The sequence below is a fragment of the Burkholderia sp. Bp9143 genome, from assembly GCF_003853645.1.
Lineage (GTDB): Bacteria > Pseudomonadota > Gammaproteobacteria > Burkholderiales > Burkholderiaceae > Burkholderia.
This window is the reverse complement of record NZ_QTPO01000069.1, coordinates 26,771-38,107: the sequence shown is the minus strand read 5'-3', so window position 1 is coordinate 38,107 and position 11,337 is coordinate 26,771. Positions and strand designations below refer to the sequence as shown.

At 68.2% G+C, this 11,337-nt stretch carries 10 protein-coding genes and 1 pseudogene; all 11 read right to left on the bottom strand.

Annotated features, from left to right (window positions below):
* Positions 1 to 221, bottom strand: a pseudogene (locus DIE23_RS35040) (aminotransferase class III-fold pyridoxal phosphate-dependent enzyme); the annotation flags it as partial.
* Positions 222 to 249: 28 nt separating this feature from the next.
* Positions 250 to 1,587, bottom strand: coding sequence for a glutamine synthetase family protein (locus tag DIE23_RS35035; protein WP_124616936.1), 1,338 nt, complete (start codon positions 1,585 to 1,587; stop codon positions 250 to 252).
* Between the two features lie 13 nt (positions 1,588 to 1,600).
* Positions 1,601 to 2,407 (bottom strand): gamma-glutamyl-gamma-aminobutyrate hydrolase family protein, encoded by an 807-nt coding sequence (locus DIE23_RS35030; RefSeq protein WP_124616934.1) that lies wholly within the window; start codon positions 2,405 to 2,407, stop codon positions 1,601 to 1,603.
* A 286-nt stretch (positions 2,408 to 2,693) separates the two neighbouring features.
* Positions 2,694 to 2,945, bottom strand: coding sequence for a hypothetical protein (locus tag DIE23_RS39810; RefSeq protein ID WP_185646596.1), 252 nt, complete (start codon positions 2,943 to 2,945; stop codon positions 2,694 to 2,696).
* 188 nt (positions 2,946 to 3,133) lie between these two features.
* Positions 3,134 to 3,931 (bottom strand): N-formylglutamate deformylase, encoded by a 798-nt coding sequence (gene hutG, locus DIE23_RS35020; RefSeq protein WP_124616930.1) that lies wholly within the window; start codon positions 3,929 to 3,931, stop codon positions 3,134 to 3,136.
* A 59-nt stretch (positions 3,932 to 3,990) separates the two neighbouring features.
* On the bottom strand, positions 3,991 to 5,367 hold the full coding sequence (locus tag DIE23_RS35015) for a formimidoylglutamate deiminase (RefSeq protein ID WP_124616928.1): 1,377 nt from the start codon (positions 5,365 to 5,367) through the stop codon (positions 3,991 to 3,993).
* Between the two features lie 23 nt (positions 5,368 to 5,390).
* Positions 5,391 to 6,614: an imidazolonepropionase gene (gene hutI / locus DIE23_RS35010; RefSeq protein WP_124616926.1), complete on the bottom strand. Its 1,224-nt coding sequence runs from the start codon at positions 6,612 to 6,614 to the stop codon at positions 5,391 to 5,393.
* Positions 6,615 to 6,618: 4 nt separating this feature from the next.
* On the bottom strand, positions 6,619 to 7,242 hold the full coding sequence (locus tag DIE23_RS35005; protein ID WP_124616924.1) for a HutD family protein: 624 nt from the start codon (positions 7,240 to 7,242) through the stop codon (positions 6,619 to 6,621).
* A 2-nt stretch (positions 7,243 to 7,244) separates the two neighbouring features.
* Positions 7,245 to 8,933: a urocanate hydratase gene (gene hutU / locus DIE23_RS35000; RefSeq protein ID WP_124616922.1), complete on the bottom strand. Its 1,689-nt coding sequence runs from the start codon at positions 8,931 to 8,933 to the stop codon at positions 7,245 to 7,247.
* A gap of 38 nt (positions 8,934 to 8,971) precedes the next feature.
* Complete coding sequence (gene hutC / locus DIE23_RS34995) at positions 8,972 to 9,667, bottom strand: histidine utilization repressor (protein WP_044847652.1); 696 nt, start codon at positions 9,665 to 9,667, stop codon at positions 8,972 to 8,974.
* 4 nt (positions 9,668 to 9,671) lie between these two features.
* On the bottom strand, positions 9,672 to 11,195 hold the full coding sequence (gene hutH / locus DIE23_RS34990; protein ID WP_124616920.1) for a histidine ammonia-lyase: 1,524 nt from the start codon (positions 11,193 to 11,195) through the stop codon (positions 9,672 to 9,674).
* Positions 11,196 to 11,337: the final 142 nt, after the last annotated feature.

The following is an 11,337-nucleotide window of genomic DNA, read 5'->3' as shown; positions in this document are numbered from 1 at the left end:
CGGCCGTAGCCGACGTTCACGCACCAGAGGCCGGCCATCCCGTCGATGACCTTGTTGCCGTCCGAGTCCCACAGGTACACGCCGTCGGCCTTCACGATCACGCGGCTGCCCGCGCGATTGAGCGCCCCCATGTCCGAGAACGGGTGGATGTGGTGCGCTGCGTCGAGCGCGCGGTATTCGGCGGTCGAGCGCGCGGCGACGGCTTCGTTTGGTTCGGTCATGTTGCCTCCGCTGATCGATGCCGCACGCTCACACGTGCAGCAGAAGATGGCGGCGTTCCCACGAGCTGATCACGCGGAAGAACGCTTCGTATTCGGTTTCCTTCAGCGCCAGGTACGCCTTCACGAACTTGTCGCCGAGAATGCCGGCGAGCGGCGTGCACGCGGCCATCAGCGAGATGCCCTCCTCCAGATTGCGCGGCAGCTGGTACGGCAGATCGTAGCCGTCTGACGCGATCGGTTCGGTCGGCGCGAGCTGCTGCGTGAGACCGAGATAGCCGGCCGCGAGCGTCGCCGCGAACGCGAGGTACGGATTGCAGTCGACGCCCGGAATCCGGTTCTCGATGCGCCGCGCGACCGGCATCGACTGCGGGATGCGAAAGCCGACCGTGCGGTTGTCGTAGCCCCACTGCACGTTGATCGGCGCGGCCATGAAGCGCGACAGGCGGCGATACGAGTTGATGTACGGCGCGAAGATCGGCATCAGCGCGGGCGTGTATTTCTGCAGTCCCGCGAGATAGCTTTGGAACATCGGCGATACGACGCCGCCCTCGTCGGCGAACAGGTTGTGGCCGGTGTGCACATCGGCGAGGCTCTGGTGGATATGCATCGCGGAACCCGGCTCGTTTTCCATCGGCTTGGCCATGAACGTCGCGTACATGTTGTGGCGCAGCGCGGCCTCGCGCACCGTGCGCTTGAACAGGAACACCTGGTCGGCAAGCGACAGCGCATCGCCGTGCACGAAGTTGATCTCCATCTGCGCGGCGCCGACCTCGTGGATCAGCGTCTCGATGTCGAGACCCTGCATCTCGCAGTATTCGTAGATGTCCTCGAACAGCGGATCGAACTCGTTGACCGCCTCGATCGAATACGACTGGCGGCCCGTCTCCGCGCGGCCCGTGCGCCCGACCGGGGGACGCAACGGCAGGTCGGGGTCGGCGTTCATGTCGACCAGATAGAACTCGAGCTCGGGCGCGACCACGGGCCTCCAGCCCTTCTCCTTGTACAGGTCGAGCACGCGGCGCAGCACATAGCGCGGCGAGATCTCGACGGGCGAGCCGTCGAAATGCACGCAATCGTGGATCACCTGCGCGGTCGGGTCGACGGCCCACGGAATCAGGCAGATCGTCGACGGATCGGGTACGCACACCATGTCGGGATCGGTCACGCCGGTCAGCGAGCCGTCCTCCGGATAATCGCCGGTGACGGTCTGCACCATCACGGCCTGCGGCAGGCGCATCGATTCGCCGGATTCGAACTTGTTGCGCGGAATGATCTTGCCGCGCGCGATGCCGGCCATGTCGGGAATGATCGCCTCGACTTCGGTGATGCGGTGTTGACGCAGGAATTCGCTCAGTTCGGGTTGCATGATCGGCCTCGTTTCAGTCGATGTCGGATGCGGCCGGCGACGGCATGGTGCCGCCGGCCGCATGAATGCGGTGCGTCATGCGCGCGCGGCACGCCGCGCCGAATGCCGCGAAGATGTCGCGCGACAGCGGCTGTTCCGCGAAGCGCCATTCGGGATGCCACTGCACGCCGAGCGCGAACGCGCGCGCGCCGCGCACGCTGACGGCCTCGATCAGCCCGTCGGGCGCGCTCGCCTCGACCGCGAGCCCCGCGCCGAGCCGCGCGATGCCCTGGTCGTGCAGCGAATTGACCATCGCGTCGTGCGCGCCGCGCGCGACCCGTTGCAGCAGGCCGCCCGGCGCGAGCTGCACGCGGTGCGCGGGGCCGTACTGCCGTTCGAGCGGATCGCCGTCGCGCTCGCGATGATCGTGGAAACCCGTGCTCGCATGCAGTCGCTGATGGAGCGTGCCGCCATACGCGACGTTCAGCTCCTGCATGCCGCGGCAGATCGCGAGCACGGGCACACCCGCATCGATCGCCGCGCGGATCAGCGGCAGCGCGGTCGCATCGCGCGCGGGATCGTGCAGCGTGTCGGGCGCACTCGCCGGGCCACCGTAGTGATGCGGCTCGACGTTCGAATAGCTGCCGGTCAGCAGCAGCCCGTCGATCGACGCGACGATCGCGTCGACCGGCTGCCGCTCACCCAGCGCAGGCAGCACGAACGCCAGCGCGCCGGCGCCGTCGACCAGCGCGACGAGGTACTTCTCCCCCGCCGCGTGGTTCGGGTGGGCGCCGCGCATGACGCGGTCGGCGGTGACGGCTACGAGCGGGCGCGGTCGCATGATCGCCTCCGCGATGAATGCGCGACGCGTGCGGACGCGCAAGACGATGGAAGCCCGAGGTGGCGCCGCACGCGCCCATGCGCGATCGTGCCGCGCGGACGATGCGGCAACAGGCGGTGCGACTCGATGCGAAAGCGGAAAAGGACGCTAGGGCAACAATGAAGCGCTGCCGTCGCACTGCACCGCGCTGAACACGTGCGCGGTCACGAGATTGAAGCGGCGCGGGCCGCAATGGGATACAGCGAAGAAACGAGGCTCGCGTATGAGGGCGGCGCGCGTGCCGCGATCAGCGTGCCGGATCGGCCCGGCCTGAGGCGGCGCGCCCGCCGACGGACTTCGGGTCCGGCGTATCGAAGGGCTGGCGGCTTTCACGATCGTACTCGACTGACTGAAGAAGGCAGGACACGTGTCGCGATGAAGCGGAGGCGGCAATGCCGCGCGGCGACACGTCGGCAAGATGTCTCGCAACGGATTCCGGCGCGGTGCGGCGCTGATCGATGCCGTCGCGGCCGGTGCGCGCGTGACGACTTCCTGACATTCAGCTTATATCACCCAAAGATTGCGTCAAATTTTCAGGTATCGATCCCGACATCGGTCAGACGAAAAAAAACGGCATCGACCGGCCGGGTCGATGCCGTTTTGTGCGCTGCGTCGGTGCGTGCCTTGCGCGCCGGCAGGCCGTGGCGCGCGGTATCGCCGCGCCGCCGCACGCAGCGCGCCGACGGATCAGCGATGCGCGAGCGCGGTTTCGACGACCGTCTGCAGCAGCGGCACGATCTGCGCGGCGCGCGCTTCGTCGTACGCATACGGGCGCGTCTCTTCCATGTAGGTGATCTGCGACAGCTCGAGCTGCACGGCTTCGACACCGGTCGCGGGCAAGCCGTAGTGGCGCGTGATGTAGCCGCCCTTGAAACGCCCGTTCGCGACGGCCGTATAACCGCCGTGCGCAGCCACGCATGCGGCCAGCGCCTCGGCAAGGCCCGGCGCGGCGCTCGCGCCGCTCGACGTGCCGAAGTTGAAGTCCGGCAGGCGGCCTTCGAAGAAGCGCGGCACGTGCGAGCGGATCGAATGCGCTTCCCACACGAGCACGCGACCGTGCTCGCGCTTCAGCCGCGCGATCTCGCCTTGCAGCGCGTCGTGATACGGGCGCCAGTATCGGTCGCGGCGGCGCATGATCTCGTCGTTGCCGGGCAGCGCGTTCGCCGGATACAGCGGTGCCTTGTCGAACGTGTCGACCGGCACGAGCCCGGTCGTGTCCTGCCCCGGATACAGGTTCTCGTTGTCGGGCGGACGGTTCAGGTCGACCACGTAACGCGCGTGCGACGGCACGAGGACCGATGCGCCGAGCGTCGCCGCGAACCCGTACAGCCGCTCGAGGTGCCAGTCGCAATCGTCGACGAAGCGCGCGTCGGGCGTCATCGTCGCGGCGATGTCGTCGGGGATGTGGGTGCCTGCGTGCGGAATCGAGATCAGCAGCGGCAGCGTGCCCTGCTTCAGCGTGAATACAGCCGGTTGTTCAGTCATGTCGCATCACCGTAAAAGTCCGCCGGCGCACGCACGCGGCGTGCGCCGGGTGCCGCGCGTCAGCGCAGCAGTTGCGCCAGCGCGGCGCGGTAGTCGGCGTACGCGACGGCTTCGTCGCGATGGCGGCGGCCGCTCACGACGCGCTCGCCGCCGGTATAGACGTCGAGCACCGGCGTGTCGCCGTGCTCGGCGAACACCGCGCCCGCCAACCATGCCGTGCTGTCGTGTTCGGCGATCGCCGGATGATCGGGATCGAGCACGAGCCAGTCGGCGCGGCTGCCTTCGCGCAGCGCACCGATGCGCCGCCCGCTGGCCTGCGCGCCGCCGGCGAGCGACGCATCGAACAGCCGGTCGGCGACATGCGCCTGCGTGTCGCTCGCGAGCACGTTGCGCGCGCGATGCACGAGCCGCTGCCCGTATTCGAGCAGGCGCAGTTCCGAGCGCCAGTCGACCGATGCATGGCTGTCCGAGCCGACGCCGATCACACCGCCCTGCGCGAGATAGTCGACGGCCGGGAACACGCCGTCGCCGAGGTTCGCTTCGGTGGTCAGGCACAGGCCGGCCACCGCGCGACGCTTCGCGAGCGCTGCCGTTTCGGCCGCATCGACGTGCGTCGCGTGCACGAGACACCAGCGCGCATCGACGTCGAAGCGATCGAGCAGCCATTGCACGGGGCGTGCGCCGTAGGCACGCACGCAATCGTCGACTTCGGCCGTCTGCTCGGCGATGTGGATATGCACCGGCGCGTCGTCGGGCAGGCCTTCGAGCAGTACGCGCAGCCCGCTTTCGGACACCGCGCGCAGCGAGTGCGGCGCAACGCCGTAGCGCAGCCCGCCATGCTCGGGCGCGACGCGCCGCATCGAGTCGAGCAGCTCGAGCAGGCCGTCCGGCGTGTTGATGAAGCGGCGCTGGTCGTCGCGCGGCGGCTTGTTGCCGAAGCCGGCGAACTGGTACGACACGGGCAGCATCGTGATGCCGATGCCGGCCGAGCGCGCCGCATCGATCACGCGCGCGCCGAGTTCCGCGATCTGCGGATAGCGCGAGCCATCCTGCGCGTGATGCACGTAGTGGAATTCGCACACCGACGTGTAGCCGCACTTCAGCATCTCGACGTACAGCCAGCGCGCGATTGCCGCGAGCGCGTCGGGCGTGATCTTCAGCGCGAAGCGGTACATCAGGTCGCGCCAGCTCCAGAAGCTGTCGGCGGGATTCGCGCGGTATTCGGTGAGCCCCGCCATCGCGCGCTGGAACGCGTGCGAATGCAGGTTCGGCATGCCGGGCAGCACGGGCCCGGCCGTGCGCGCGACGCCGGCCGGCGCGTCGGTGTCGGGCGTCACGTCGGTCAGCGTGCCGGCCGCGTCCCAGCGCAGCAGCACGTTGCGGCGCCAGCCATCGGGCAGGTAGGCATGATCCGCGAACAGCGTCATTTCGGTCATCGTGAGTCTCGTCTGTTGCAAGGCTAGCCGTTCATCCGGCGAAACACCGTCGCACCGCCGCGCACGACCTGCTCGCACAGCGGCCGGCCGATCCAGTAGGCGAGCTCCGACAGCGAGCCGACCGACCAGACCGCGAAATCGGCCTGGCGACCGATCTCGAGCGCACCGTGGCGATCCGCGCGGCCGAGCGCAGCGGCCGCATGGCGCGTCACGCCCTGCAGCACCTCCGGTACCGTCATGCGGAACAGCGTGCAGCCCATGTTCAGCGTCAGCAGCAGCGATTCCAGCGGCGACGTGCCGGGGTTGTGATCGGTCGCGAGCGCGATCGGCACGCCGTGCTTGCGCAGCAGCTGGATGGGCGGCAATTGCGTTTCGCGAATGAAGTAATACGCGCCGGGCAACAGCACGGCGACCGTGCCGGCCGCCTTCATCGCCTCGATGCCGGCTTCGTCGAGAAATTCGAGGTGGTCGGCGGACAGCGCGCGATAACGCGCGGCAAGCGCGGTACCGCCCGCGTTCGACAACTGCTCCGCGTGCAGCTTCACCGGCAAGCCGCGCCGCGTCGCGGCCTCGAACACGCGCTCGGTCTGCGCGAGCGAAAAGCCGATGCGCTCGCAGAACACGTCGACCGCGTCGACGAGGCCTTCGTCGGCCAGCGCCGGCAGCATCCGTTCGCACACTTCGTTGATATAGTCATCCGCGCGGCCCACGTATTCCGGCGGCAGCGCGTGCGCGCCGAGGAAGGTCGTGTAGACCGTGACCGGGAAGCGCTCGCCGAGCTGGCGCGCGACGCGCAGCATCTTGCGCTCGCTCGCGAGGTCGAGCCCGTAACCCGACTTGATCTCGATCGCGGTCACGCCGTCGGCGAGCAGCGGCTGCAGGCGCGCGGCGGCCTGCACGAACAGCGTCGTCTCGTCGGCTGCGCGCGTCGCGCGCACCGTCGACACGATCCCGCCGCCCTGCCGTGCGATCTCCTCGTAGCTGACGCCGGCGAGGCGCTGCGCGAACTCGTCGGCACGCGTGCCGCCGTACACGAGGTGCGTATGGCAGTCGACGAGGCCCGGCGTCACCCACGCGCCGTGCAGGTCTTCCCGCTGCCAGTGCGCGTAACCGTGCGGCAGCGCGGAAAATGCGCCGAGCCACACGATCGCGCCGGTTTCATCGACGGCGATTGCCGCGTCGTCGATCGTTTCGTCGGGGTGGCCGTGCGGACACAGCCTCAGGTGATGCCAGACAGTCGGTTTCATGCGTTCAGTCTCGTGCGCCAACGACGAGCGACACGGCGAGCAGCGCGCCGCCTCCGCTCACGACGACGTCAAACGCACGCTGCGGCCCGTCGAGCCGCAGCGTGTCCATTTCCTGCAGTGCATAGTGCACGCCGTCGATCTCGATGCCGACCGCGCCGGTCGCGCAGAACAGCAGCACGGTATCGGCATGCTCGACGCGATGCGTGCCTTCGGGCCACACGTCGACCGTCCCGCGCGTGGTCGAACGGCGCGTCATCAGGTTGAAGTCGCGCGTCGCGCCATCATGCAGCGTCGCGTCGATCGCCGTTTCGCCGGCGAAATCCGCACGGGCGAGCGGCGTGTCGAGCACGTGGCGCGCGCCGCCCGCCTCCGCGAGCGTCATGCCCGCGCCGGACAACAGCACGAGCGTGCGGTCGATGCCGTCGAAACGCGAGAACGGCCCGGCCGCGCCGACGTCCGCGACGCTGACGCGCCATGCGAACGCATCGAGCGCGGCGCCCTGCGGGAACACGCCGATTTCGCGCGTCACGCCACCGCCGTTCTTCCACGGCGACGCAACGAGATCCGCCGCGCGAATCGTCGCGGCGGCCAGCGTTGCGTGCACCGGCGCCTGGTCGAGCGCCGTCATGCTCAGCGGCCGAGCATCGGCAGCTTCAGGCCAGCTTCGCGGGCCGTCTGCTGCGCGAGTTCGTAGCCGGCATCCGCATGGCGCATCACGCCCGTCGCCGGATCGTTCAGCAGCACGCGACCGAGACGCTCGTGCGCTTCGGCGGTACCGTCGGCGACGATCACGACGCCCGAGTGCTGCGAGAAGCCCATCCCGACGCCGCCACCGTGGTGCAGCGACACCCACGACGCGCCGCCCGCGGTGTTCAGCAGTGCGTTCAGCAGCGGCCAGTCGCTCACGGCGTCCGAGCCGTCCTTCATCGATTCCGTCTCGCGGTTCGGGCTCGCGACCGAACCGGTGTCGAGGTGGTCGCGGCCGATCACGATCGGGGCCTTCAGTTCACCGTTCTTCACCATCTCGTTGAACGCCTGGCCGAGGCGATAGCGATCCTTCACGCCGACCCAGCAGATCCGTGCCGGCAGGCCCTGGAACGCGATGCGCTCACGTGCCATGTCGAGCCAGTTGTGCAGGTGCGGATCGTCGGGGATCAGCTCCTTCACCTTCTGGTCGGTCTTGTAGATGTCTTCCGGATCGCCCGACAGCGCGACCCAGCGGAACGGGCCCTTGCCTTCGCAGAACAGCGGGCGGATATAGGCCGGCACGAAGCCCGGGAAATCGAACGCGTTCTCGACGCCCATTTCCAGCGCCATCTGGCGGATGTTGTTGCCGTAGTCGAGCGTGGCCGCGCCGCGTTCCTGCAGCGTCAGCATCGCACGCACCTGCACGGCCATCGACTGCTTCGCCGGATGCACGATGCCTTGCGGGTCGACCTTCTGCGTCTCGCGCCATTGTGCGACGCTCCAGCCTTGCGGCAGGTAGCCGTTGATCGGATCGTGCGCGCTCGTCTGGTCGGTCACGCAGTCCGGCGTGATGCCGCGCTCGACGCACTCCGTGAACACGTCGGCCGCATTGCCGAGCAGGCCGATCGACACCGGCTTGCCAGTGCGCTTCGCTTCCTCGATCATGCCGAGCGCCTCGTCGAGCGTCGTCGCCTTCTTGTCGACGTAGCGCGTCTTCAGGCGGAAGTCGATGCGCGTCTCGTCGCATTCGACCGCGATCATCGAGAAGCCGGCCATCGTCGCCGCGAGCGGCTGCGCGCCGCCCATGCCGCCGAGACCGCCCGTCAGGATCCAGCGGCCCGACGGGTCGCCGTTGAAGTGCTGGTTCGCGACCGAGAAGAACGTTTCATAGGTGCCCTGCACGATGCCCTGGCTGCCGATGTAGATCCAGCTGCCGGCCGTCATCTGGCCGTACATCATCAGACCCTTGCGGTCGAGCTCGTTGAAGTGATCCCAGGTCGCCCAGTGCGGCACGAGGTTCGAGTTCGCGAGCAGCACGCGCGGCGCATCCTTGTGCGTGCGGAACACGCCGACCGGCTTGCCCGATTGCACGAGCAGCGTCTCGTCTTCGCCGAGGTCCTTCAGCGACGCGAGGATCTGGTCGTAGCATTCCCAGTTGCGCGCCGCGCGGCCGATGCCGCCGTACACGACGAGCGCGTGCGGATGCTCGGCGACTTCCGGATCCAGGTTGTTCTGGATCATCCGGTAGGCCGCTTCGGCCAGCCAGGTCTTGCAGACCTTCTCGCTGCCGCGCGGTGCGCGGATCGTGCGCGTCGGATCGAGACGGGGATCGATGTGTTTCGGATGGTTCATGACGACTGCTCCCGAGGGAAAGTGAATATCAATAGGAATCAGAAATGCCCGGTGAAGCGATAACGGCTGCCGGGGTGCCACAGATTCGCCACCGAGGCGACGACGCCCTGCGACCAGGTGCGCCGATGTAAAACCAGACACGGCTCGACGTCGTCCATCCGCAGCTGCTCGCGCCGCTCGGGCGCCGGAGCCGCCGCTTCGATCCGGTACTCGACGCGCTGCAGCGGGGCCGCGCGCATCAGGTACAGGTTCGGCGTCGTGTTCGTGAAATCCTGCTCGGCATAATCCGGCGCCACCGCCGGATTCACCCACCGTTCTTCGAGCTGGACGGGTTCGTCGTTCTCGAAGTGCAACACCTGCGAATAAAACAGCTTCGCGCGCACGGCCATCTGCATCTCGTCGGCGAGCGCCTCGTCGGCGCGGATCGTCTCGAGGCCGAGCACGCTGGCGCGGTACGCATGCCCGCGCGCGTCGACCTCCTCCGAGATGCTGCGGATCGCAACGAGCGTCGACTCGTACTTCGGCCGCGCGACATAGGTGCCGGCGCCCTTCATGCGCGTCAGCACCTGCTCGGCCGTCAACTCGCGCAACGCGCGGTTGACGGTCATGCGCGCGACCTTGAACTCGCGGGCCAGTTCGTTCTCGGAGGGCACCTGGTCGCCCTCCGCCCACTCGCCGGCGTGAATGCGGCCCAGGATGAAATCCTTGATCTCCTGGTAGACCGGCGCGCTCATGGGCTTACTGTTCCGATGCGAACGAGAACGGCGCAACCTTCGCGAACGCGCGCTCGCCGACGAGCTTCGCGATCACCGCGATGTCCGGTGCGAAGTAGTGGTCGAGCTCGTAGTGCGCAACCTGGCTGCGGATCGTTTCCATCACGGGCGCGAGCTTCGGGCTCGTGTGGTACGGCGCGCGCAGGTCGACGCCCTGGGCGGCGGCCAGCAGTTCGATCGCGAGGATGTGCTTCGTGTTGTCCGCGATGTCGGCGAGCTTGCGCGCGGCGAACGTCGCCATCGACACGTGGTCTTCCTGGTTCGCCGAGGTCGGCAGCGAGTCGACCGACGCCGGGTGCGCGAGCGTCTTGTTTTCCGATGCCAGCGCGGCAGCCGTCACGTGGGCGATCATGAAGCCCGAGTTCACGCCGCCGTCCTTCACGAGGAACGGGGGCAGGCCCGACAGCGTCGCGTCGATCAGGAGCGCGATGCGGCGCTCGGCCAGCGCGCCGATTTCCGATGCGGCGAGCGCGAGGTTGTCGGCCGCGAATGCGACGGGTTCGGCGTGGAAGTTGCCGCCCGACAGCACTTCGCCGGTATCCGGGAAGATCAGCGGGTTGTCCGACACGGCGTTCGCTTCGACCAGCAGCACGGCGGCCGCATGGCGCATCTGGTCCAGACACGCGCCCATCACCTGCGGCTGGCAGCGCAGGCTGTACGGATCCTGCACCTTGTCGCAGTCGCGGTGCGACTGGTTGATCGGCGAGCCTTCGAGCAGGTCGCGGTACGACGCGGCCGCGTCCATCTGGCCTTGATGGCCGCGCAGTTCGTGGATGCGGGCGTCGAACGGCTTCACCGAGCCGGCGGCCGCGTCGACCGACAGTGCACCCGCGACGAGCGCGGTGCGGTACAGGTCTTCGATCGCGAACATGTTGTCGAGCGCCAGTGCCGTCGATGCCTGCGTGCCGTTCAGCAACGCCAGGCCTTCCTTCGCCTGCAGCGTCAGCGGCGCGAGGCCCGCGACGCGCAGACCGTCGAGCGCGCTCGCACGCTCGCCGCGGATGAACACTTCGCCGACGCCGAGCAGCACGGCCGACATGTGCGCGAGCGGCGCGAGGTCGCCCGATGCGCCGACCGAACCCTTCACCGGGATCAGCGGCAGCACGTCGGCGTTGAACAGCGTGATCAGCGCGTCCATCACTTCGCGGCGGATGCCCGAGTGGCCGCGGCCGAGGCTCGACAGCTTCAGTGCCATCAGCAGGCGCACCGACGAGCGTGCCATCGGCTCGCCCACGCCGACCGCGTGCGACAGCACCAGGTTCTTCTGCAGCAGCTCGAGCTGGTCGTGCGGGATGTGCGTGCTGGCCAGGCGGCCGAAGCCCGTGTTGATGCCGTATGCCGGCTCGCCCTTTGCCGCGATGTCGGCGACGGCCTTCGCACCGGCGTCGATCTTCGCGAAGCTCGCCGGGTCGAGCTTGAGCTGCACGGATTCGCGAGCGATCTTGCGCAGTTGCGGGAGGGTCAGGTGGCCGGGGGTCAACGTAATCATGTGAGCAATCCTGTCTAGACAAGTTCGGGATGGATTGCAGTGTAGCCACCGGAACTTGTCTAGACAACCCCGTTTTTCATGATTTCGACTCGGGAGTTTCCCTGATGTCCGGCGCGGCCCGCCGGACCTGCCCGGCAGACTC